This is a genomic window from Actinomadura meyerae (genome assembly GCF_900188445.1).
GTDB lineage: Bacteria > Actinomycetota > Actinomycetes > Streptosporangiales > Streptosporangiaceae > Spirillospora > Spirillospora meyerae.
The window spans coordinates 21,015-43,697 of the sequence record NZ_FZOR01000039.1; the positions used below are offsets into that span (position 1 = coordinate 21,015).

At 73.9% G+C, this 22,683-nt stretch carries 22 protein-coding genes; 9 read left to right on the top strand and 13 right to left on the bottom strand.

The features are described from left to right. The first annotated feature begins 333 nt into the window (after positions 1-333). The 5 genes from CHF16_RS30605 to CHF16_RS30625 all read left to right on the top strand — a co-directional run bounded on the left by CHF16_RS30605 (position 334) and on the right by CHF16_RS30625 (position 6,041). Positions 334-2,922: a sensor histidine kinase gene (locus CHF16_RS30605; protein WP_179271768.1), complete on the top strand. Its 2,589-nt coding sequence runs from the start codon at positions 334-336 to the stop codon at positions 2,920-2,922. A gap of 6 nt (positions 2,923-2,928) precedes the next feature. Beyond that, positions 2,929-3,306 carry a DUF742 domain-containing protein gene (locus CHF16_RS30610; RefSeq protein WP_089329630.1) on the top strand — a complete coding sequence of 126 codons (378 nt, stop codon included), beginning with the start codon at positions 2,929-2,931 and terminating at the stop codon, positions 3,304-3,306. After that, a complete protein-coding gene (locus CHF16_RS30615) occupies positions 3,287-3,934 on the top strand; it encodes a GTP-binding protein (protein WP_089329631.1) in 648 nt (215 codons plus the stop codon). The genes CHF16_RS30610 and CHF16_RS30615 overlap by 20 nt, the downstream gene beginning before the upstream one ends. A 55-nt stretch (positions 3,935-3,989) precedes the next feature. Continuing rightward, entirely contained in the window at positions 3,990-5,030 is a 1,041-nt protein-coding gene (gene galT, locus CHF16_RS30620) for a galactose-1-phosphate uridylyltransferase (protein WP_089329632.1), read from the top strand. Between the two features lie 102 nt (positions 5,031-5,132). Next, positions 5,133-6,041 (top strand): WD40 repeat domain-containing protein, encoded by a 909-nt coding sequence (locus CHF16_RS30625; protein WP_089329633.1) that lies wholly within the window; start codon positions 5,133-5,135, stop codon positions 6,039-6,041. Positions 6,042-6,057: 16 nt separating this feature from the next. Here CHF16_RS30625 and CHF16_RS30630 read toward each other — a convergent pair whose 3' ends face one another. Continuing rightward, positions 6,058-6,954 carry an aldo/keto reductase gene (locus CHF16_RS30630; RefSeq protein WP_089329634.1) on the bottom strand — a complete coding sequence of 299 codons (897 nt, stop codon included), beginning with the start codon at positions 6,952-6,954 and terminating at the stop codon, positions 6,058-6,060. A 103-nt stretch (positions 6,955-7,057) separates the two neighbouring features. On the opposite strand from CHF16_RS30630, the gene CHF16_RS30635 reads away from it, so the two are divergent. Then, positions 7,058-7,957 (top strand): helix-turn-helix transcriptional regulator, encoded by a 900-nt coding sequence (locus CHF16_RS30635; protein WP_089329635.1) that lies wholly within the window; start codon positions 7,058-7,060, stop codon positions 7,955-7,957. A 48-nt stretch (positions 7,958-8,005) separates the two neighbouring features. Here the strand turns inward: CHF16_RS30635 and CHF16_RS30640 are convergent, their stop codons facing one another. From CHF16_RS30640 to CHF16_RS30680, 9 genes are all read right to left on the bottom strand, one after another. Next, on the bottom strand, positions 8,006-8,941 hold the full coding sequence (locus tag CHF16_RS30640) for a LamG-like jellyroll fold domain-containing protein (protein WP_089329636.1): 936 nt from the start codon (positions 8,939-8,941) through the stop codon (positions 8,006-8,008). Positions 8,942-9,002: 61 nt separating this feature from the next. Then, positions 9,003-11,096, bottom strand: a complete 2,094-nt coding sequence (locus tag CHF16_RS30645; protein ID WP_179271769.1) for a PQQ-dependent sugar dehydrogenase — start codon at positions 11,094-11,096, stop codon at positions 9,003-9,005. A 126-nt stretch (positions 11,097-11,222) separates the two neighbouring features. Next, on the bottom strand, positions 11,223-12,485 hold the full coding sequence (locus tag CHF16_RS30650; protein WP_089329637.1) for a purine-cytosine permease family protein: 1,263 nt from the start codon (positions 12,483-12,485) through the stop codon (positions 11,223-11,225). Beyond that, complete coding sequence (locus CHF16_RS30655; RefSeq protein ID WP_245869561.1) at positions 12,482-13,285, bottom strand: sugar phosphate isomerase/epimerase family protein; 804 nt, start codon at positions 13,283-13,285, stop codon at positions 12,482-12,484. The genes CHF16_RS30650 and CHF16_RS30655 overlap by 4 nt, the downstream gene beginning before the upstream one ends. A 32-nt stretch (positions 13,286-13,317) precedes the next feature. Further along, positions 13,318-14,403, bottom strand: coding sequence for a dihydrodipicolinate synthase family protein (locus CHF16_RS30660; RefSeq protein ID WP_245869578.1), 1,086 nt, complete (start codon positions 14,401-14,403; stop codon positions 13,318-13,320). Between the two features lie 35 nt (positions 14,404-14,438). Next, entirely contained in the window at positions 14,439-15,584 is a 1,146-nt protein-coding gene (locus tag CHF16_RS30665) for a Gfo/Idh/MocA family protein (protein ID WP_089329640.1), read from the bottom strand. 29 nt (positions 15,585-15,613) lie between these two features. Then, positions 15,614-16,420 (bottom strand): ABC transporter ATP-binding protein, encoded by an 807-nt coding sequence (locus tag CHF16_RS30670; protein WP_245869563.1) that lies wholly within the window; start codon positions 16,418-16,420, stop codon positions 15,614-15,616. 20 nt (positions 16,421-16,440) lie between these two features. Further along, entirely contained in the window at positions 16,441-17,463 is a 1,023-nt protein-coding gene (locus CHF16_RS30675) for an ABC transporter substrate-binding protein (protein WP_089329642.1), read from the bottom strand. A 43-nt stretch (positions 17,464-17,506) separates the two neighbouring features. Beyond that, the gene (locus CHF16_RS30680) at positions 17,507-18,376 is read right to left on the bottom strand and encodes an ABC transporter permease (protein ID WP_179271770.1); all 870 of its coding nucleotides are present in this window, start codon (positions 18,374-18,376) and stop codon (positions 17,507-17,509) included. Positions 18,377-18,516: 140 nt separating this feature from the next. On the opposite strand from CHF16_RS30680, the gene CHF16_RS30685 reads away from it, so the two are divergent. After that, positions 18,517-19,572: a LacI family DNA-binding transcriptional regulator gene (locus tag CHF16_RS30685; RefSeq protein WP_089329643.1), complete on the top strand. Its 1,056-nt coding sequence runs from the start codon at positions 18,517-18,519 to the stop codon at positions 19,570-19,572. 74 nt (positions 19,573-19,646) lie between these two features. Here CHF16_RS30685 and CHF16_RS41975 read toward each other — a convergent pair whose 3' ends face one another. After that, the gene (locus tag CHF16_RS41975; protein WP_281259416.1) at positions 19,647-19,772 is read right to left on the bottom strand and encodes a hypothetical protein; all 126 of its coding nucleotides are present in this window, start codon (positions 19,770-19,772) and stop codon (positions 19,647-19,649) included. A 203-nt stretch (positions 19,773-19,975) separates the two neighbouring features. On the opposite strand from CHF16_RS41975, the gene CHF16_RS30690 reads away from it, so the two are divergent. Both CHF16_RS30690 and CHF16_RS30695 read left to right on the top strand, forming a co-directional pair. Beyond that, complete coding sequence (locus CHF16_RS30690) at positions 19,976-20,509, top strand: riboflavin biosynthesis intermediates N-glycosidase (RefSeq protein WP_089329644.1); 534 nt, start codon at positions 19,976-19,978, stop codon at positions 20,507-20,509. A 56-nt stretch (positions 20,510-20,565) separates the two neighbouring features. After that, a complete protein-coding gene (locus tag CHF16_RS30695; protein WP_089329645.1) occupies positions 20,566-20,928 on the top strand; it encodes a hypothetical protein in 363 nt (120 codons plus the stop codon). 4 nt (positions 20,929-20,932) lie between these two features. On the opposite strand, the gene CHF16_RS30700 is transcribed toward CHF16_RS30695, so the two are convergent. Together CHF16_RS30700 and CHF16_RS30705 are read right to left on the bottom strand one after the other, a co-directional pair. After that, positions 20,933-21,886: a hypothetical protein gene (locus tag CHF16_RS30700; protein WP_089329646.1), complete on the bottom strand. Its 954-nt coding sequence runs from the start codon at positions 21,884-21,886 to the stop codon at positions 20,933-20,935. Further along, entirely contained in the window at positions 21,883-22,494 is a 612-nt protein-coding gene (locus CHF16_RS30705) for an RNA polymerase sigma factor (protein ID WP_245869565.1), read from the bottom strand. The genes CHF16_RS30700 and CHF16_RS30705 overlap by 4 nt, the downstream gene beginning before the upstream one ends. Positions 22,495-22,683 lie beyond the last annotated feature (189 nt).

The window sequence follows — 22,683 nt, forward strand, 5'->3', positions numbered from 1 at the left end:
ATCGTAGGGGTATTTGCTGCCTTCTGTGCACACAAAACGTGATGATCCGGAAACTGTCGACACATGGCGGCGCGCGGTCTTAGGCTTCTCATCCGTTCCGGGCGTCCCGGTCGGTGCCGCGGCCCTGTCCGTTTCGCCGTCCGGCCCACCGGCCCGTCGGCCGCCCGCGAGCCCGCCAGACCGTCCCCGACACACCACCCGCAAGCCGTCCGCCCGAGGGAAAGTTCAGCCGCAGTGCCAAAACGAGGCCGCACCACCACGGACTCAGCCGCCGGTCACCGGAGGACCCCCAAGGCAGCGCGATTCCGCTCCATCCGCTTCAAGGTCGTCCTCATGGTCACCGTGTCGGTGGTCTCGCTGGGCGTGCTGTGGGCCTTCGCCGCGAGCATCGCCCTCGGCGAGGGGCTCAACCTGCGGCACGTCAAGACCGTCCAGGACCACTACGGCTACCCGTCCGGCGCGCTCGGCAGCGCGCTGCAGGCCGAGCGGCGGCTGTCGGTCGTCTACCTCGGCAGCCGCGCGGAGGGCGACCGGGCCGCGATGGAGTCCGGCCGGCTCGTCACCGACCGGCAGGCCGACCTGTTCCGCCGGCTCGCCGAGTCCGAGCAGGTGCAGGGCGTCGCCCCGGCGGACGCGCGGCGCATCGCCGGCAAGATCCTGGGCGAGCTGGACGGCCTGGCCGAGCGCCGCCGCGCCATCGACGCCGGCCGGATGGACCGGGCCCGCGCGTTCGCCGACTACACGACGCTGCTCGGCGACGTCGGCGCGCTGCAGGGCTCGCTCGCCACCCTGGACAACTCCGAGGTCGCCAAGGACGCCCGCAACGAGGCGTCGCTGGCGCGCGCCCGGGAGGTCCTCGCGCAGGAGGACGCGCTGCTCGCCGGCGCGCTCGCCGCCGGACGGATGACGCCCGCCGAGCACGCCCAGTTCGTCAAGCTCGTCGGGACCCAGCGCGCCCTCTACCTGTACGCGGCGGACGAGCTGCGCGCCCCCGACCGGACCTACTACCAGCGCGTCGCCGGGATGCCCGAGTACGAGCGGCTCCGCGCGCTGGAGGACCGCTTCGTCGCCACGCCCCGGCGGGTGCAGCGGTCCGGCGAGGCCGGGGTGCTGTGGAAGACCACCGCCGACTCCAACCTCACCCGGCTGCGCGGCCTCGAACTCGCCGTGTCCGCGGGCGCCGAGAAGCGCGCCGAGCCGATCGCGGACGGCATCATCACCCGCGTCGTGCTCGCCGGCGCGCTCGGCCTCGTCGCGGTCGTCGCCTCGCTCGTCCTCGCGGTGTGGGTCGCCCGGTCGGTCATCCGCGAGCTGGCCCGGCTGCGCCGCGAGGCGATCGACCTCGCCGACGTCCGGCTGCCCGGGGTGATCCGCCGGCTGCGCCGCGGCGAGGAGGTCGACGTGGCCGCCGAGGCGCCGCCGCTGGCGTTCGGCACCCGGGAGATCGACCAGGTCGGCGAGGCGTTCAACGCCGCCCGCCGCACCGCGATCCAGGGCGCGGTCGAGGAGGCGACGCTGCGCCGCAACGTCAGCGAGGTGTTCGTCAACCTCGCCCGCCGCAGCCAGACGCTGCTGCACCGCCAGCTCAAGCTGCTGGACTCGATGGAGCGGCGCATCGAGACCCCCGACGACCTGGAGGACCTGTTCCGGGTCGACCACCTCGCCACCCGCATGCGGCGGCACGCCGAGGGCCTGATCATCCTGTCCGGGCAGGCGCCCGGCCGCGGCTGGCGCAGCCCCGTCGCGATCGTGGACGTCGCCCGCGCCGCCGCGTCCGAGGTCGAGGACTACACCCGGGTCAACGTCGCGCCGATGAGCCGCGCCGCGATCGTCGGCCCCGCCGTCGCCGACGTCATCCACCTGCTCGCCGAGCTGATCGAGAACGCGACCGTGTTCTCGCCGCCGCACACGACGGTGCAGGTCCACGGGCAGGCCGTCTCGCACGGCTTCACGCTGGAGGTCGAGGACCGCGGCCTGTCCATGGACGAGCCGAGCCTCGCCGCCGCCAACGAGCGGCTCGCCACCGCCGCCGAGTTCGACCTGTCCGACAGCGCCCAGCTCGGCCTGTTCGTCGTCGGCCGCCTCGCGCGCCGGCACGGCATCAAGGTCACGCTGCGGACCTCCCCGTACGGCGGCATGACCGCGATCGTGCTGCTGCCGGAGAGCCTCGTCGTGCCGGACGAGGGCGACACCGCGCCGGGCACGCCCGCGCTCACCACCCGCCGCGCCGAGGACGCGCTCGTCCCCGTCGGCTCGGTGGTCGGCGGCCGGGCCCGCGAGCCGCGCCACGAGCCGGGCGGCGGCTCGGTGCTGCGGCTCCCGGCGGGACGGCACGCCGCCGCGCCCGCGCCGGCGCCCGAGGAGCCGCCCGGCACGCGGACCGGGCCGCTCCCGGTGTTCGGGGAGCCGGCGCCTTCGTCGACGTCCAGCGGGGCGTGGGGGATCGTGCCTCCGCAGCCGTCCCCGCCCGCGCCGTCGCCGTGGGGGGACCCGCCGTCCGCGTCGCAGCCTGAGCCTGAACCTGAGCCTCGGCCGGAGCCCGCGGCCGGGCAGGGCGGGCCGGAGCCGGGCGGGCCGGAGCCGGGCGGGCCGGAGCCGGGCGGGCCGGAGCAGGCCGGGCCCGAGGAGCCGTCCGCGTCCGCCGCGCCGCCCGGCAGGCCGGGGATCCCGCGCTCGCCGCGGGAGGTCAGGCGGCGGCCCGCCGACGGGTCGGGCGGGGGCGGGCGGCCGCCGCTGCCGCGCCGCGTCCGGCAGGAGAACATGGCGTCCCAGCTCCGCGAGGACCCCACCGTCACCTCGCCGCGGCCCGCCGCGCCGCGCCGCCCGATCCGGTCGCCGGAGGAGCTGCGGTCGATGATGTCGTCCATCCAGCAGGGCACCCGGCGCGGCCGCGCCGAGGCCCTCGACAACGAGGAATCGTGACGGGCCATGACCGGTCCTGGCAGCGAATGGCTCGATGACGAGGCGGGCCCGATCGTCCGGTCGTACGCGCTGACGCGCGGGCGCGCCCGGCCCGCCACCGGCGAGCCCTTCGACATGATCACGATCGTGGCGACCGCGGCGCGGCCCCGGTCCGGCTCGCCCGGCATCGGCCCCGAGCACCTCGAGATCCTGGAGATGTGCGTGCAGCCGCAGCCGGTGGCCGAGATCGCGGCGCGGATACGGCTGCCGCTGGTCGTGGTGCGCGTGCTGCTCGGCGACCTGCTGCACCACCGGCTCATCACCGTCACCCGTCCCCAACAGGAGAGCCCGCTCTCCAAGGAACGTCTGCTGAGGGAAGTGCTCCATGGTCTCCAAGCCCTCTGAGTCCGCGGCGAACGCCGAGCCGGGCGAGGGATCACCGGCGGAGGGCGGCGCGGCGGTGCCGGTCGCGGTGAAGATCCTGATCGCCGGGGGGTTCGGCGTCGGCAAGACCACCATGGTCGGCGCGGTCAGCGAGATCCGCCCGCTGCAGACCGAGGAGCTGCTCACCGACCGGAGCGTCGGCGTCGACGACACCGCGGGCGTCGAGCAGAAGACCACCACAACCGTCGCGATGGACTTCGGCCGCATCACGATCCGCGACGGCCTCGTCCTGTACCTGTTCGGCACGCCCGGCCAGGACCGCTTCTGGTTCATGTGGGACGAGCTGTCCTACGGCGCGCTCGGCGCCGTCGTCCTCGCCGACACCCGCCGCCTCGCCGACTGCTTCCCCGCCGTCGACTACTTCGAGAACCGCGGGCTGCCGTTCGTCATCGCGGTGAACTGCTTCGACGACGGCTACGACTACACGGCCGAGGAGATCCGGGAGGCGCTGGACCTGCGCCCCGACACCCCGATCGTGCTGTGCGACGTGCGCGAGCGCGCCTCCGGCAAGGAGGTGCTGACGACGCTGGTGCGGCACCTGCTGAGCCTGCACCGGGACCAGCGCCCGGCGGGCGCCCCCACCGGCTGATCAAGCGCTTGCCGGTCGGGGGCCCGTTGATCACGGAGGGGTAGGCTGCCGGGTCATGTTCCGGACACGCGCGCGGCTCTCCGACGGCCGCGAGATCGTCTACTACGACGAGGAGCCGGGCCGGGCGCCCGCCCCGGACCCGCGCGGCCTCGCCCCGGTCGAGCCGGTCTGCGAGACCCGCCGCGACCCGCTGACCGGCGACCCCGTCACGATCACCGCGCACCGCAACACCCGGACGTTCCTGCCGCCCGCCGACCAGTGCCCGCTGTGCCCCGGCGGGCCCGCGTCGGAGATCCCCGACCCGTCCTACGCCGTGGTGGCGTTCGAGAACCGGTTCCCGTCCTTCGACGTCCGCACCCCGCCCGTCCCGCCGGAGATCGACGGCGTGGAGCGGGCCCGCGGCGCCGGGCGCTGCGAGGTCGTGTGCTTCACCGACGACCACTCCGCGTCGGTCGCGGGGCTGCCGGTGTCCCGCCTCCGGACGATCGTCGACGCGTGGGCCGACCGGTCCGCCGAGATCGCCGCGGTCCCCGGCGTCCGGCAGGTGTACGCGTTCGAGAACCGCGGCGTCGAGATCGGCGTGACGCTGCACCACCCGCACGGCCAGATCTACGGGTACCCGTTCGTGACGCCCCGCACCGAGCGCATGCTCGCCATGGCGGCGGCGCGGCCCGGCCTGTTCGACGAGGTCCTCAAGGCCGAGCGGGCGGGGAGCCGCGTCGTGCTGGCGGGGGAGCACTGGACGGCCTACGTCCCGGCCGCCGCCCGCTGGCCGGTGGAGGTGCACCTCATGCCGCACCGCCACGTCCCCGGCTTCACCGCGCTGGACGGCGGCGAGCGCGACGAGCTGGCCGTCCTCTACCGCGACCTGCTGCGCCGCTGCGACGCCCTCTACGGCAGCCCGCTCCCGTACGTCGCGGGCTGGCACCAGGCGCCCGCCGGAGACGACTCGCTCCGGCTGCACCTGGAGCTGTTCTCCGTCCGCCGCGCCCCCGACAAGCTCAAGTACCTGGCGGGGTCGGAGTCGGGCATGGCCGCCTGGATCAACGACGTCCCCCCGGAGGACGTCGCGGCCCGGCTCCGCGACGCGGGCTGACCGGCCCCTTGACAGCGCCGCGGCGGCCGGAGACGTCACGCGGGAGGCGAGTTTCCGCAAGTCCGTGGTAGCGGCCCGTCCGGGTGCCCTACTCTCCGTCGCATGCCGGAAAGTGTGCTGGCAGAGCCGCTGGCGCAAGGATGCTTCGACGGCGTCGCCGTCACCGCCGAGGGCGCGCCGCTGGCGTTCGCGTCCCTGGCGGCGCGGGGCGCGAACGCGGGTCAGCTCTGGGACCTCGCCTCCGGCGCGGCGCTCGGCGCGCCGATCCCCGGCTTCCCCGCCGACACCGCCGCGTGGGCGTTCGGCGTCCCCGCGGGCGCGCCCACCGTCGCCTGGACGTACCGCGACCGCGTCCACGTCCACGACCTCGCGACGGGCCATGAGGCGGTGATCGACGGCGAGCCCGACCTTCTCGGCCTCACCGTCCACCACGGGCACGCCGCCGTCGTCACCGTCTTCGGTCCCGCCAGCGACGCGAGCGTGGCCGTGTGGGACGCGCTCACCGGCGAGCGGCTGACCGAGTCCAGCGTCTGGCTCGGCCACGGGACGGCCATCGACCGCTGGATCCTGCACGCCGCGCCCGCCACCGGCCCCCTCGTCGGCCTGCCGGGCGACGCCGGGGTCACCGTCCTGGACGTCGAGCGCGGCGAGGAGATCGCCGCCCTGCCGGGCGGGTACGCGGTGCTGTCGCCGTCCCCCGACGGGCTCGTCCTCGTCCAGCCGGGGCCCGCCGGGCTGCGCGTCACCGGCCTGGACGGCGAGGCGCTCGCCGTCCTGGAGACCCCGGGCCCAAGCGACCGGGTCGCGGCGTCCCTCGTCGACGGCAGCCTCATGGTCGCCGCCGCCCTCCGGGACGAGCCCGGCATCATCCTCGCCTGGGACGCCGCGTCCCTCGCCCCGTCCCATCGGGTGAAGGTCCCGGCCCCGGTCAACGACCTGGCCCTGGCCCCGGACGGCACCCTGGTGGTCGCCACCGACGAAGCCCTCCAGACGGCCCGCCTCTGCGGCTAGCCGGTTCCGCCGCCCGTCAGAAGCCCGGTGCGGCGACGTGGGCGACGCGGTCCAGGACGGCCAGGTCGCCGTCGTCCAGCTCGATGGCGTCGACGGCCAGGTTCTCTTCGAGGTGGGCGATCGAGCTCGTCCCCGGGATCAGCAGCATGCGGTCGTAGTGGGCGAGCAGCCAGGCGAGCGCGATCTGCGACGCCGAGGCGCCGTGCTTCGCGGCCACCTTCGCGATCGCCGGATCGGCGGCGAGCGCCCGGGGCCCGCCGGTGAACGCCGAGCCCAGCGGATAGTAGGGGACGTAGGCGATGCCGTTCTCGCGGCACAGGTCGACGACCGGCTCGTCCGCGCGGTTCGCGATGCCGTAGGCGTTCTGCACCTCGGCGATCGGGGTCGTCTCCAGCGCGGCCTGGACGATGTCGGCCGGGACCGTCGACAGGCCGATGAGGTCGAGCTTCCCCTCGTCGCGCAGGTCGGTCAGGGCACCGAGCTGCTCGGCGAGCGCGACGGCGTCCGGTTCGGGGCCCCCGACCTGGAGGCGCAGGTTCACCAGGCCGATCCGGTCGAGCCGCAGGGTCCGCAGGTCCCGCTCGACGGTCGCCCGGAGCTGCTCCGGACGGGACGCCCGGACCCAGCCGCCGCGCCCGTCGCGGGCGCCGCCGACCTTGGTGGCGATGACGAGGCCGTCCGGATAGGGATGCAGCGCCTCGGCGATCAGTTCGTTGACGACGTCGGGCCCGTAGACCTGCGCGGTGTCGATGTGGTCGACGCCGAGCTCGACGGCGCGGCGCAGCACCGCGCGGGCCGCGTCCGGGTCCTTCGGCGGGCCGAACACGCCGGGTCCGGCGAGCTGCATCGCGCCGAAGCCGATGCGCCGCACGGTCTTGTCTCCGAGAGCCGATGTGCGAGTGATGGTGGTCATGCGGTCCACCCTGCGGCCCGTGCCGCGCCCTCACCAGTGACGGCGCCAACCTCGGACGCACAGACCCACCCAAGTCGGGCTCCCGCTGCCTACCGTTGGAGGCATGGCCAAGAACGGTGAGCTGCGAGAGTTCCTGCGCACGCGGCGGGCGCGCGTCCGGCCCGAGGACGTGGGCCTCCCGGCCGGCGGGCGCCGCCGGGTCCCGGGACTGCGGCGCGAAGAGGTCGCGATGCTGGCCGCGGTGAGCCTCGACTACTACGCCCGCATGGAGCAGGGGCGGCCGTTGCAGCCGTCCGACCAGGTGCTCGACGCGATCGCCCGCGCCCTGCGGCTGGCCGAGGTCGAGCGGCTGCACCTGCACCGCCTCGTCCGGTCGGCCGCCGCGGAGACCGGGACCGGCGAGCTGCACGTCGCGCCCGTCGACGCGGGCCTGCGGACGATGCTCGACGGCCTCCGGGTGCCCGCGATCGTCATCGACTCGCGCGGCGACGTCCACGCGATGAACCGCATGGGACGGGCGCTGCTGGTGGGGCTCGAACCGATGCCGTCCGAGGCGTCCAGCCACCCGCGCTGGCTGTTCCTCCGGCCTGCGGCGCGCGAACTCCACGTCGACTGGGAGATGAACGCGCGCGTGAGCGTCGGCGTCCTGCGGCGGACCGCGGGCCGTTACCCGAACGACGGGCGGCTGCACGCGCTGGTCGGCGAGCTGTCCGTCGCCAGCCCCGAGTTCCGGAACTGGTGGGCCGAGCACGACGTCGAGGTGCCGTGCCGGGGCCCGAAGCGGTTCCGCCATCCCGTCGTCGGCGACCTCACCTTGCAGGTCGAGGCCATGCAACTGCACGACGGCGAACGCTGGATCTACGCCTACGCGGCGGACCCCGGCTCACCGTCCGAGGAGGTGCTCCGCCTCCTGGGCACGTGGGCCGCGACCCAGGACGCCGAGCAGGCGGGCGAGCGGGAGACGGCCGATCAGAAGGACGGCGCGGAGATGACCCGCCGGTAGAAGGCAACCGCCGGCGCCCGCACGAAGCGGACGCCGGCGGCGCGAGGGTCACTTCTGGGCGAACTTGTACTGGATCGCGGCCTCCTTGGGGGTGATGGCCCGGTCGAGGAACATCAGGCCGTCCATGCGGCAGTTGCAGGGGTTCCGTTCGAGGTTGTTCTGCGGGAAGCTCCCGCCGATCTTGATGCCGCGGGGGTCGGTGGCGGACGTGACGTCGGGCTCGGGCTCGCCCTCGACGCCCCACGGGTCACCCGCCACGGTGTAGAAGCCTGGCAGCGGCTTCCCGTTCTTGTAGAGCGCCATCCGCCCCGTGTCGTAGTCGAACGTCGCGGCGAGGTGCACCCACGTGTTCTGCGGGAGGACGTTCTGCCAGTCGTCGCTCGCCGCGAACGTCTGCGAGCTCGACCCGTCCACGCGGCGGCCCAGCGCGACGACACGCAGGGTGCCGGAGACGTCGATGACCTCCAGCAGGGCGCGCACGCCGTGCCCATCGGAGTCGCCGGTGAGCAGGCCCGACAGCCCGATGGCGTTGTACACGTCGTCGGGGTTCGCGGTGACGGTGTTGGGGCTGGGGTTGGTGCCGGTCATCTTGAACCAGCCCATCAGGGTCGCGCCCTTGACGGCGTTGAACGCGTGCAGGGACGGGACCCCGGTCGCCGAGTAGACCCCGGCCTTCCAGTCGTCGTTCCCGTTCGCGACCGGGTCCACCTGCTTGAGCTGGATGGCGTGCCGCCGCGCGCCGTCCCTGACCCGCATGGCGGCGCCGCCGTTGATCAGGTCGATCGCGGTGCCGGACCGGCCGCGGTCGGCCTCGCGGGACGGGTCGCCCGGCACCGGGTGCTCGAAGTCGTAGTAGGAGATCAGGTTCTTCTGCAGGGGCGGGAAGACGCCGCCGGTGGACGCCCGGGCGGGCGCGGCGGCGACGGTGAGGGAGGCGCCGAGCAGCACGGTGGCGAGCGCTGCGGGGCCGCGGCGAATCAGCATGGGCACTCCTCGATGCCCTCCGGGCGGGCTCCGGGGCCCGTCGCCCGCCCGGAGGAGGCCGTTACTTCGCCGGGGTTCCGCGGACCGTCAGGTCGCGGAGCCGGCCGATGTTGTCGAACGAGCCGAAGCCCACCCGGCCGGAGCCGAGGGTCGTGTCGCGCGCCGTGAACACCGGGCGGGACGAGCCGTCCACGTAGACGGCGGTCTCGCCGGTCTCCGCGCAGCGGTCCACCCGGACGCCGTGCCACGCCTCGTCCGTGATGGACGGCGGCGCGCCGTGCGACCGGTTCGCGTTCCACTGCTGGTCGATGCGCTGCCGGTCGGCGCCGTTCACCAGGAAGATCCCGTTGTGCGGGTAGATGGTGTTGTCGCTGGACAGGTGCGCGTAGTAGAAGTGCGTGTCGTCCTGGTAGCCGAAGACGACGATGACGTCCCGGTTGCTGACCGGCACCGGCGTGTCCAGCCGCACCTGCGCCTCGATCCGCGTCGAACCGAGCACCGGGCCCTTGGTGAGCACCGCGTACTCGAACGGGCGGCGCGGGCCGGGCCGCTCCTCGCCGGCCTCGGCGAGGACGACCTCGCCACCGGTGAACTCCCACTTCGACGGTGTGACGGGCGCCCAGCTCCCGGCGTCGGCCGCGTGCTTGACCTGGACCGGGCCCGCCTTGCAGGACGCGACGCGCTTCGTCCCGACGACCTTCCAGATCTTGCCGTTGGCCTTGGCGAGCAGGTACGGCTCGCCCGCGGCGTCCATGCCGTAGCGCAGGTCGACGCGCTCGTCACCGGCCAGCTCCCGCATCGTGACGGGCTTGCCGGTGGTGTCGTAGGCGGCCAGCTCGTAGATCTGCGCGCGGTTCTTGCCGGACGCGTCGTGCTTCATCTCCGACTCTTCGGTGTACATGAGCCGGCCGTCGACGATGTCGGTGAACAGGTACTTGCCGCGCAGCGCGGGCAGCTTCGCGCCCCGGTAGACGTAGCCGCCGGAGATGGCGTGGCCGACGTCGCTGCTGCAGTTCCAGTCCGGCGGCGGGTCGTGGTCGTAGGCCGCGAGCGGGTACTCGTAGTCGTACTTGCCGTCGTCCGCCGGCAGCGGGTACAGGTGGCAGCGGTCGTCCTTGCGGAAGGTGAACGCGCCCTCCCGCTCGCTCCAGCCGATGTTGGCGCCGGGGTAGAGCTCGTGGATCGACTCGATCTCGTGCTCGCCGATGTGCGCGAGGAACATCCGGTGCGTGCCGCCGGTGTCCCAGCTGAACCGGTGCGGGTCGCGGAAGCCGTAGGCGTAGATCTCGCCGAGCTTGCCGGGCTGCCCGGCGAACGGGTTGTCGGCGGGGACGCCGTACTTGCCGTTCGCGCTGTTGTTCCCCGCCGGGTCGATCCGCAGGATCTTGCCCTGCGGGACGGCGAGGTTCTGCGGGTCGCCGCCGTTGTCGCCGACGTTGCCGTTGCCGCCGTCGCCGACCGTCAGGTAGAGCTTGCCGTAGTCGGCGTCGCCGGGACGGGCGTTGGGGTTGAAGTCGATCTGCTGGAGGTTGTGGATGCGGCCGGAGAACCCGATGCGCAGGAGCTCGCGGTGCGTCCCGGAGAACGTGCCGGCCTTCGGGTCGGTCGCCGTCCACTCGTCGACGACGCCGTGGTAGCCGGTGTTCGGCTGCGGCGTGAGGTCGGGCGTCTTGGTCTTCAGCGCGTCCCCGGCCTCGACGTGCGCGGTGTAGAACTTGCCGTTCCGGCGGAAGTCGGGGTGGAACGCCACGAACCCGAAGCCCTGCCCGAGCCCGGCCTGGGAGAAGAAGTCGGGCGCGAACGTCGCGCCGACGTCCAGGTAGACGTGCGGGGTGCGGGTCTTCTTGTCCAGCAGGTACAGCTTGCCGTTCAGGTCGGGCACGTACAGCCGGCCCGACCGGTCGGGGACCTCGCCGACGTAGTTGATGCGGTTCCACCGCATCAGCCGGGGGTCGGTGGGGGTCCCGGACGGCTTCGACTGCGGGAGCTGCGCGACCTCCTGCAGGACGAGGCCGAGGCCGGAGGGGGCGGGGTCTTCGGGGATCGGATCGAGGATCGGCGCGTCGTCCCGCGCCTGCGCCGCCGGGGGTACGGCGAGCAGGGGCAGCAGGAGCGCCGCGAGTGCGAGGAGACACCAGGGGAGTCTTCGATGCATTCCGGCCGTCCAAAGGGGGGTTGTACGGGGCAGGAAAGCGCTTTCTGGAAGCGCTTTCTCGAACGTACGACCGGCCCCGCCCGGCGTCAAGGACGAATTACGGACTTGTCACATGTCCACATCGGGTCACGCCTTCCGAGGCCCGCGGGGCACCCGGCGCCGCCACGCGTGCGCGAGCGTCCCGGCGGCGGAGACGAGCAGCCCGGCGGGGGCCGCCGCCGCGTACCCGGCCAGGGTGAGCGCCACGGCCACCGCGGCGCCCGGCGCCCAGATCCAGGTGGCGACGGGGCGCGCCTCCCGCCCGCGCCGCCGCCGCGCCGCCTCCGCCGCCATCGGCGGGACGAGCGCGGGCAGCGCCGCGGCCAGCACCGTCAGCCAGTCGAGCAGCATCCGGTCGACGCGCAGCGCGGCGAGCACCGCGCCCGGCACGGCGATGGCCAGCACCGCCACCGCCTGCCGCGAGCGCGGCAGCCGGAAGGCGCCCCGGCCATCGGCGGACGCCTCGGCGGGAAGGAAGCGGCGGACGGCGAGGGCCCCGGAGTGCACCGCCGCCAGCGTCGGGGCGATGACCGACGCGGCCACGAACAGGTTCGCGGCCGGCAGCCCCTCCGGCCCGGCCAGGACGGCGACGACATCGGTGGAGCCGCTCGCCGCCGCCACCCCCGCGCCCACGACCGAGGCCGCGAGCGCCGGGACGACCAGCAGCGCGACGCACGCCGCGAGGTCGCCGCGCCCGCGCAGGCCCACCGTGAAGTCGGGGGCCCGCACCGCGAACACCGACACGTACCCGATGTATCCGGCGAGGTCGGCGGCGAGGACGCCCGGCGGCCCGTCCCGCGCGAGCGACACCGGGGACGCCGGCGGCGCCAGCTTCACCGCGACGATGGCGATCAGCGCGATCGCGGTCAGCGTGGTCACGACCGCGATCGCGTTCCACCGCCCGCCGCCCGCGATCAGCACCGCGACCAGCGGGACCGCCAGCGCCGTGACGCCCACCGCGTCCGGGACGCCGCCGAGCGCCGCGGCCGCCGCGCCGCCCAGGCCGAGGTTGAACCCGAACCAGCCGACCATCGCGACCGCGAGCAGCGCGGTGAACGCGCGCTCGGCGACCGGCGGCAGGTAGCGCGGCGCCAGCTCGGCCATGCCCGCGCCCTCCCCGGCGGGCGGGCGCAGGCCGAGCCGCCCCTGCGCGAGCAGCAGCACCGTCATGACGGTGCCGCCGGCCACCAGGACCAGCAGCGGCAGCGCGCCGCCGTGCCGCCCGCCGACCTGCGCGCCGAGGACGAGCGCGCCCGGCGCCGTGCCGATCCCGAGCCAGGCGCCGGACGCCGCCCGCCACGTCCGTCCCCCGTCCCCGGACGTGTGCGGGCGGGCCGGAGCGGACGTCACGCGACGTGCTCCTCGTAGCGCGCCAGCGTGAGGGTGAGCGCCTCCGCGCCGGGCATGGCCCACAGCGCGTCGTTGAAGATCTCGACCTCGACCGGCCCGGTGTAGCCGGTCGCGTCCACGGCCTCGCGGAAGCGCCGCAGCTCCACGCACCCGTCGCCGAGCATGCCGCGCCCGGTGAGGACGCCCTCGGGCAGCGGCGTCACCCAGTCGGCGACCTGGAACAGCGAGATCCGGCCCTCGGCGCCCGCGCGCGCGATGCCCGTCCAGGCGTCCGGGTCCCACCACAGGTGGTAGGTGTCGACCATGACGCCGACCTGGGCGGCCGGGAACGGCGCGGCCAGGTCGAGCGCCTGCGCGAGGGTGGAGACCACGCAGCGGTCGGAGCAGTACATCGGGTGCAGCGGCTCGATCGCGAGTTGCACGCCGTGCTCGCCCGCGTAGGGCGCCAGCTCTGCGAGGAGGTCGGCGACGCGTGCGCGCGCGCCGTCCAGGTCACGGGAGCCGTCCGGCAGGCCGCCGCTCACCAGGCACAGGGACGGTGCGCCCAGTTCGGCGGCCTCCTCGATGGCGCGCCGGTTGTTCTCCAGTGCGTCCGGCTCCTGGAAGAAGCCGCCTCTGCACAGGGAGGTCACCGTGAGCCCGTGGTCGCGCATCAGCTTGCCGGTGCGCGCCAAGCCGTACTCCGCGACGGGCTCGCGCCACAGGCCGACACCCGTCACACCGGCCGCGACGCAGCCTTCCGCCAGGTCGGGCAGCGGCCAGTGCCGGGTCGTCCACTGGTTGAGACTGAACCTCGTCACGCGGCTCGTGCTCGTCATACGGCTCGTGCTCGTCATACGGCTCCTTGGACGGTCAGCCAGGCCCGCATCCGGTGCGCCGCCAGGCCGGGGTCGGGGAAGAGCCCGGCGGCGTCGGCGAGCTGGAACAGGCGGACCATGTGCGGCACCGGACGCGCGGACTCCAGCCCGCCGACCATGCGGAAGTGCCGCTGGTGGCCGGTCAGCCAGGCCAGGAACACCACACCGGTCTTGTAGTAGTAGGTGGGCGTCTCGAACAGGTGGCGCGACAGCGGGACGGTCGGGGCGAAGATCTCCTCGTAGGAGGCCAGGTCACCGCCGTCCAGGGCCCGCAGGGCAGCGGCGGCGGCGGGCGCGATCGGGTCGAAGATGCCGAGCAGCGCGTCGCTGTGCCCCTCGGCGTCGCCCCTGATCAGCTCCGGGTAGTTGAAGTCGTCGCCCGTGTAGAGCCGCACCCCGGGCGGCAGCCGCCGCCGGAACGCGATCTCCCGGCCGGCGTCCAGCAGCGAGATCTTCACCCCGTCGATCCGGGACGCGTGCTCGCCGATGAGGGCGAGCAGCGCGTCGGCCGCCGCGTCGAGGTCGGGGGAGCCCCAGTAGCCGTCCAGTGCGGGGTCGAACATCGGCCCCAGCCAGTGCAGCACGACCGGCCGCTCCACCTGCGCGAGCAGCCGCCCGTAGACGTCGGCGTAGTCCTCCGGGCCGCGCGCGGCGGCGGCCAGGTGGCGGCTCGCCATCAGCACCGCGACGGCCCCGGCCGACTCGATCACCGCGAGCTGCTCGGTGTAGGCCGCGACGATCTCCTCCAGCGTCGCGGGGCCGGGCGGCAGCTGGTCGGTGCCCGCGCCGCAGACGATCCGGCCGCCGACTGAAAGCGCTTCCCGACTGCTCCGCACGATGAGCTCGCGGGTCGCCGCCCAGTCCAGCCCCATGCCGCGCTGCGCGGTGTCCATCGCCTCCGCGACGCCGAGCCCGTACGACCACAGGTGCCGCCGGAACGCCAGCGTCGTGTCCCAGTCGAGCGAGTCGCCGGACGGGTCGGGCACCACGTGCGCGGCGGCGTACGCGACCCGCGCCGTGCTCGGCCCCGGAGGCGGCTCGTAGGTGCGCGGCTCGCCCATCGTGTAGGGCGCGAGCGAGCCCGGCAGGTCGATCTTCACAGCTCCGGAACCTCCAGGCGGCGGCCCTCCCGCCAGGACCGCAGCCCCAGCTCGGCGAGCTGCACCCCGCGCGCCCCCGCGTAGAAGTCCCACGGGAACGGGCCGTCGCCCGCGACGTGCCGCAGGAACATCTCCCACTGGGTCTTGAACCCGTTGTCGAACTCGGCGTTGTCCGGGATCTCCTGCCACTGCGAGCGGAAGTCCTCGGTGGCGGGCAGGTCGGGGTTCCACACCGGCTTCGGCGTCATCGACCGGTGCTGGACGCGGCACCGCCGCAGCCCGGCGACCGCCGACCCCTCCGTCCCGTCCACCTGGAACTCCACCAGCTCGTCGCGGAACACGCGGGTCGTCCAGGACGAGTTGACCTGCGCGACGATCCCGCCGTCCAGCTCGAAGATGCCGTAGGCGGCGTCGTCGGCGGTCGCCTGGTAGGGCTTGCCGTCCTCGTCCACCCGCTCGGGGATGTGCGTCGCCCCGAGCGCCTGCACGGACCGGACCGGCGCGACCACCCCGTCCAGCACGTACCGCCAGTGGCAGAACATGTCGAGGATGATCCCACCGCCGTCCTCGGCCCGGTAGTTCCAGCTCGGCCGCTGCGCCTCCTGCCAGTCGCCCTCGAACACCCAGTAGCCGAACTCGCCGCGCACCGACAGGATGCGGCCGAAGAAGCCGCCGTCCACCAGCCGCTTCAGCTTGAGCAGGCCCGGCAGGAACAGCTTGTCCTGGACGACGCCGTGCTTCACGCCCGCCTCGTCCGCGAGCCGGGCCAGCGCGAGCGCGCCCTCCAGGTCCTCGGCGAGCGGCTTCTCGGTGTAGACGTGCTTGCCCGCCGCGACGGCCGCCCGGATCGCGTCGACCCGCGCGCCGGTGACCTGCGCGTCGAAGTAGACGTCGATGCCCGGGCGCGCCAGCGCCTCGGCCAGGTCCGTCGTCCACGCGGTCAGCCCGTGCCGCTCCGCGAGGTCGCGCAGCTTGGCCTCGCTGCGCCCGACGAGCACCGGCTCGGGCCACAGCACGGTGCCGTCGCCCGTGCGCACCCCGCCCTGCTCGCGGATCGCGAGGATCGAGCGGAGGAGGTGCTGGCGGTACCCCATCCGGCCGGTGACGCCGTTCATGACGATCCCGATGGACCTGCGTTCCATCCCGTTCCTTCCCAACCTGTGGTCGTGTGTCAATCGGCCGCGGCACCCGCGCCGAGCAGACCTCGGACGCGGCCCGTGACGCGGGCGAACTCGGGGCGTGCCATGGTCGCGGCGTAGTCGCGCTCGGCGGGCAGGCCGACGTCGATGACCTCCTCGATCGTGCCGGGGCGGTCGCTCATCACCACGACCCGGTCGGCCAGGTACGCGGCCTCCGCGATCGAGTGCGTGACCAGCAGGATCGTCGTGCCCGTCTCCCGCCAGATCCGGTTCATCTCGACGTTGAGCTGCTCGCGGGTGAGCGCGTCGAGGGCGCCGAACGGCTCGTCCATCAGCAGGACGGGCGGCTCGTGCAGCAGCGCCCGGCACAGCGCGACCCGCTGCTGCATGCCGCCGGACAGCTCGTGCGGCAGCGCGTCCTCGAACCCGGTCAGGCCGGTCATCTCGATCAGCTCGGCGGTGCGCCGGCGGGCCTGCTCGGCCGGCATCTTGCGCATCTCCGCCTGGAGCAGGATGTTCTTGCGGGCGCTGCGCCACTCCAGCAGCGCGGCGCGCTGGAACACGTAGCCGATGTCGTGGCGCGGCCCGGTGACCTTGTCGCCGCGCAGCAGAACGTTCCCGGACGACGGCTTCAGCAGGCCCGCGACCAGCTTCAGCATGGTGGACTTGCCGCAGCCGGACGGCCCGACGATGGCGACGAACTCGCCCATCGCGACGTCCAGCGACACCTCGCGCAGGGCGGTGACCTCGCGCTTGCGGGTGCGGAACCGGACCGCGACCCCGTCGAGGCTGACGGCGGTCTCCCGCCCGGTCTCCGCTCGCGCCGCCGATTTGCTCATGGTCTTCATCGCTCGTCCCGTCATGCCTGCGGCGCCGCCGACGCCTGCCAGTACTCGGCCGGCGCCTGCGCCTTCTCGATGACCCCGGCCTCGTGGAAGGTGGCGATCGTCGTCTTCCAGTCCTCCTCGGCGTTCACGCCGGGAGCCTTGCCCTGCGTCGCGGGGGTGTGCAGCAGGGTCAGCGTGGTCTTGAACTGCTCGGTGATGACCTTCTCCGGCGGGAGCTGTTCGGACGCGCCGGCCATGCTCGCGACGGCGCCCGCCTGGTCGCCCTCGGCCGCCGTCCACGACTCGCTCGTGGCCGCGACCATCTTCTTGACGAGGTCGGCGTCGCTCTTCAGCTTCCGCTCGCCGACGATCAGGCCGTTGGAGAAGAAGTTCAGCCCGAAGTCGGCGTACCGCAGGTACGACACGTCATTGCCGGACTTGTCGGCCATCGTGGGGCCCTGGTCGTTGGCGAAGCCCATCAGCCCGGCCGTCTTGCCGGACAGCACCGCGGCCATCTTCCCGGCCGGGTCGGTGTTCTGGACGGGCACCTCCTTCGGGTCGATGCCGTTCTTCTGCAGGAACACCGGGAAGGTGCGGGCGAGCGCGTCCCCGGCCGTCCCGGCGATCTTCTTGCCCTTCAGGTCGGCGGGCTGCTTGATCCCCGACGCGGTGAACGACTGCACCGACGCGGGCGTGGTCTGCAGGAACACCCCGATGCTCTTGACCGGCATGCCCTTGTCGACGGCGGCGAGCAGCGCGGGCGTGTCGGCCCAGCCGAAGTCGGTCTGCCCGGCGGCGGCCGCCTGGACGGTCTTCTGCGAGCCCTGCCCGGCCTTGATCTCCAGGTCGATGCCGTGCTTCTCGTAGATGCCCTTCTTCTTGCCGTAGTAGAACGGCGCGTGCTCGCCGTAGGGGTACCAGTTCAGGGTCAGCGTGACCTTGGTCAGCTTCTTGCCCGAGGCGCTGGTGGTCTCCCCGGAGTCCCCGCCGCAGGCGGTCCCGGCGAACGCCACGACCGGGGCGAGGACGGCGATGGCGAGAGTGCGGAGTTTCATGTCGGACGGCCCTCCGTTGTGGGGTGGAGTTGCGGCGGGGGGGTCAGTAGGTGGTGGTGACGGCTTCGCCGCGGCGGCTGGCGTGCCACGGCAGCAGGAGCTTCTCCGCGACCTCGACGACGACGAACAGCACGACGCCGATGGCCGACATGACCAGCAGCCCGGCGAACAGCATCGGGGTGTCGAGGTTGCCGTTGGCCTGCAGGATCACGTAGCCGAGCCCCTCGTTCGCGCCGACGAACTCGCCGACCACGGCGCCGGTGACGGCGAGGGTGACCGCGACCTTCAGGCCGGAGAACAGGTGCGGCAGCGAGGCGGGCAGCCGGATCTTGGCGAACGTGGCCAGCCGGCTCGCGCCCATCGTGGCCGACAGCTCCAGCATCTCCGGGTCCACTGCCTTCAGCCCGGCCACCATGGAGATCACCACCGGGAAGAACGCGATCAGCACCGCGACGACGATCTTGGGGCCGATGCCGAAGCCGAGCCACACCACGAACAGCGGGGCGATCGCGATCTTCGGGATGACCTGTGCGAACAGCAGGATCGGGTAGAGGGTGCGCTCGACCGTCGCCGAGTACACCATGACCACCGCGGCCGCGACCCCGATGAGCACCGCGAGCGCGAAGCCGATCAGGGTCTCGTACGTGGTGACCCACGTGTGGTGCCAGATGTAGCCCCACTTGTCGCCCATCAGCCGCAGCGTCGCGCCGGGCGAGGGGACGAGGTACTCCTCGACCAGCTTGAACGCGCTGACGGCCCACCAGGCCGCGAAGCACGCCAGCAGCAGCGCGACCGGCCGCCACGACCGCTCCAGGCCGTCGCGCAGCCGCTCGCCGGCGCCGGGCCGGCCGCGTTCGACGACGCCGGGCGCGTCCGCTGGGGACGGCGCGGTCGTCGTGCCCTGACTCACCATGGGGTCCTCCGGGACGGGTGCCTGTGAAAGCGCGTTCAGAAAGCGCTTTCTGATGTACCGTAGGAAGCGACGCGCACCGCGGTCAAGAGGGTCTTCGCCGGGACCCGCCGCGCCGGGCGGCGTCGGCGGAGGGGGCGTTGATGACCGAAGCGGCCGAGGAGGAGCGCTCCGGCCGGGCCTACGTGACCCTGCAGGACGTGGCCCGCGACGCGGGCGTCTCCCTCGCCACCGCGTCCCGCGTCCTGAACGGCACCTCCCAGGTCCGCGCCGACCTCCGCGAGCGCGTGCTCGCCTCCGCCGGGCGGCTCAGCTACACCCCGAACGCGCACGCGCAGGCGCTGGCCAGCGCGTCCAGCACGTCCGTCGGGGTGATCTGCCACGACGTCAGCGACCCCTACTTCGCCGCCGTCGCCCGCGGCGTGATGCGCACCGCCGCCGACCACGGGATGCTGGTGATGCTCGCCAGCACGTTCCGCGACCCGGCCCGCGAGATCGAGTACGTGGCGATGCTGCGCGCCCAGCGGGCCCGCGCGATCCTGCTGATCGGCTCCGGCTTCGAGGACCGCGACTGGGAGCGCTCGATGGCCGCCGAGCTCGACCCCTACCAGCGCACCGGCGGCCGCGTCGCCGTGCTCAGCCGGCACCGCAGCCTGAAGGTCGACGCCGTGCTGCCGCAGAACCGGGAGGGGGCCGCCGCCCTCGCCCGCGCGCTGCTCGACCTCGGCCACCGCGACTTCGGCGTGCTGACCGGGCCGCGTGCCCTGACCACCGTCTCCGACCGGCTCGGCGGCTTCGCCGACGCGCTCGCCGACGCGGGCGTACGGATCCCGGCCGAGCACATCGTGGAGGCCGCGTTCACCCGCGACGGCGGCTACGCGGCGGCGACCGAGCTGCTGCGCCGCCCTACCCGGCCCACCTGCGTGTTCGCCGTCACCGACGTGATGGCGATCGGCGCCCTGGCCGCCTTCCGCGACCACGGCCTGTCGGTCCCCGGCGACCTCTCCCTCGCGGGCTTCGACGACATCCCGATCGTCCGCGACCTGACCCCGCCGCTCACCACCGTCGCGCTGCCGCTGGAGACGATGGGGGAGCGCGTCATGGGGCTCGCCCTGCGCGAGCCCTCGGCCCGCCGCAGCCGCATCGAGCGCGTCGCGGGCGAGGTCGCGCTGCGCGCCAGCACCGCCGCGCCCCGCTGAGCAGCTGAAAGAGGGGGCCGGGACGCGAAGAACCCGCCCGGTTCCACCGGACGGGTTCCCGATCTATGCGCTGATCAGCGTGCCGCGAGATCCTCGCCGGCCTCGGCCTCGGCGGGACGCTCCGCGTCCGCGTCCACCGGCCGCCGCTCCGGCCACGAGTCGATCTTCGTGCGACGAGGGTTCGCCAGGGCGTTCTCCATCGGTTCTGCAGTCCTCCCAGTTCGAGCCGGGGCGTAATCAGCAAATGGTCCCGGCCACCGGCCCGCTTTCGCAAAATGGTCTAGACCGCGTCCCTCCCCCGAGCAGGGACGCGGCGGGATGCGTAACGCCGGGAATTGCCGATCCATTCCCGGCAGCGGAAAACCGGATGGCCGCCGCGCCCCCGTCCTGGCACGCTTCTGCCATGGACGCAGCCGAACTGGCCCGCATGCAGAACGAGCGCGCCCGCCTGAAGTTCCTGTTCTTCTGGGGCCATCGGACCCCTGGCCGGGGCTATCTCAGCCAGTGGTGGCCGTCCCCCTTCACCGTGGACGGCGTCACCTATCAGACGGCGGAGCACTACATGATGGCGGGGAAAGCCCGCCTGTTCGGCGATGAGGAAACGGCCGCCGCGGTCATCGCCGCGTCCCATCCCCGCCGCGCGAAAGACCTCGGCCGCCGCGTGCGGAACTTCGACGAGGAAACATGGCGGAACCATCGTGTGGCGATAGTCACACGGGCCAACGAGGCGAAGTTCGGGCAGCACGGGGAACTGCGCGACTACCTCCTCGGCACCGGCGACCGCGTCCTGGTCGAGGCGAGCCCCCTCGACCGCGTCTGGGGCATCGGCCTCGCCGCCGACGATCCCCGCGCCGAGCAGGTCGCGTCCTGGCGCGGCGAGAACCTCCTCGGCTTCGCCCTGATGACCGTCCGCGAGTCGCTGCGGGACGCCGGGTAGCGCCGCTACCTCCGAGGTAATCGCCCCATGCCGCCGGCCCTGGCAGGGTCGGCGGCATGGAACGCGCGATGGAGATGTTGGCGGGCGGCCGGGTCGCCTGGGGGGCGCTGGCGCTCGCCGCGCCCGGCCTCAACGTGAGGCTGGCGGGCATGGGCTCGCGGGACACCCCCGAGCTCCGGTACCTGATCCGGGTCTTCGGTAGCCGCGCCGTCGCGCTCGGCGCCGGCTACCTGATGAGCGACCCGGCGGCGCGGCGCCGGTGGCGGCGGCTCTGCCTGCTGGTGGACGCCTGCGACACCGCCGCGGGCCTGGTCCATCTGGCCCGCGGCGATGTGCCCCGCGGTGCGGCGGCCGGGCTGGTGTCGATCACCGGCGCCTACGCGGTCATCGACGCTCTCGCCCTCAGCCGGGGCGACTGAGCCGTCAGCCGGTGGGGCCCTGGCTGGGAGGGGCCTGGACCGATGCGGGCTGCTCCTTGGGGGTCTTGCCCACGAACAGGAGGACCTGGCCCTTGGCCCAGGGGACCGCGTCGTGGACGTACCACGAGTCCGGGACCTGGCCCGGGTACAGGGTCTTGCTCTCGTTGCCGTCCATGTAGCGGTACTCGGGCACCGAGACGTGTCGCTTCTTCAGGGCGGCCAGCACCTCGCCCACGCGGTGGCCCCGGAAGGTCATGCCGTGCATGGCCTCGCCCGGCGCGGTGACCGGCGCGCTGCTGTTGTACTGCTCGCCGGGACGGGCGGCCCGCGCGAACACGATCGCGGCCGTGCCCTTGTAGCTGGTGCGGACGCGGACGCCGACAGGGCAGACGTCGCCCCCGCCGCCGGTCTCGCACTCGCCCTTCGCGGTGATGGTCTTGAGGTCGTCCGGCTTGGTGCCTTCGCTCGTGTCCATCATGACGACGGTGCCGACGATGGACGGCGACCCGGCCACGAACGACAGCTTGACCTTGAGGCCGTGCTGGGCGAACTCCTCCCGGTACCGCTGCGGGTCGGCGAGCGGGTCGCGGACCTTCACGTCGATGTAGCCGCCCTTGCGCGTGAAGGACAGAGCCGCCACGAGGGAGACGTTCGGGTTCGGCTTCGCGGTGGCGGCGGACGGCGCAGGGGCCGGCCCGCCGCCGCCGGAGGGCAGGGCGGCGACCGCGACGGCGGCGCAGGCCGCGCCCGCCGTGGCGAGGGGGAGGCCGAAGACCAGCAGCGGTGAGCGCCGCCTGCGGGGCGCCGCCGGTGCGGGGCCGGGGGCGGCGGCGGTGATGCGTCCGGCCAGGTCGGCGGCGGCGTCGTCCGGCAGCAGCCGCGCGGCCTGGGCGTCGGTGACGGTGGCGAGCCCGGCGATCCGGGCGTCGGCGTCCTTGGTGGCGGTGTCGCGGTTCATGCGTGTTCTCCGTTCGGGATGCGCGCGGCGGCGGGCAGGACGGGCGCGTCGGCGGCGGGCCGGGCGGACGCGTCCGCGGCGGGACGGGCGGACGCTTCCGCGCCGGCCAGCGCGCGGGCGAACCGGCGGCGGGCGCGGTGCAGGCGGATCCGCACGGCGTTGCGGGAGCAGCCGAGGACGGTCGCGATCTCGCCGTGGTCGAGGCCCTCCCAGCCGACCAGGGACAGCAGTTCCCGGTCGCGCTCCGGCAGGGCGCGGAACGCGGCGGCGACGTCGGCGAGGCCCGCCGCGTCGGGGGCGTCGGGGGCGGTGCGGAGCCGGGCGCCGAGGTCGGCGGCCAGCGCGGACCGGCGGCGCTCGCCCCGGTGGTGGTTGGCGAGCACCCGGCGCGCCGTCCCGTACAGCCACAGCCGCGCCCGCCCGTCCGGCGGGACGTCGTCGAGCCGCCGCCACGCCGTCAGGAACGTCTCGGCGAGGACGTCGGCCGCGTCCTGCGGGTCGGCGGTGCGGCGCATCGCGTAGCCGAGGATCTGCGCCCGGTGGGCCGCGTAGATCTCCTCGAAGCGGCGCCGCCGGTCATCGGGCGGATCGTCGAAAGGGGATGGCAATCCCGCTCCTCTCGTCGCGCGCGCCGGAGCGCGGCGGTGGGCATCTGACATCCCTCACATGTCCGTACGGGGCCCAGCATTTCGCCGGGGTCCCGCCCTTTCGCCGCCCGGCGGCGGCGCGGCCCGCAAGTAGCATGGCGGGGTCGGGTGATCATCGAACTCGGGGCCGGAGGGCGGCGGATGGGGCGT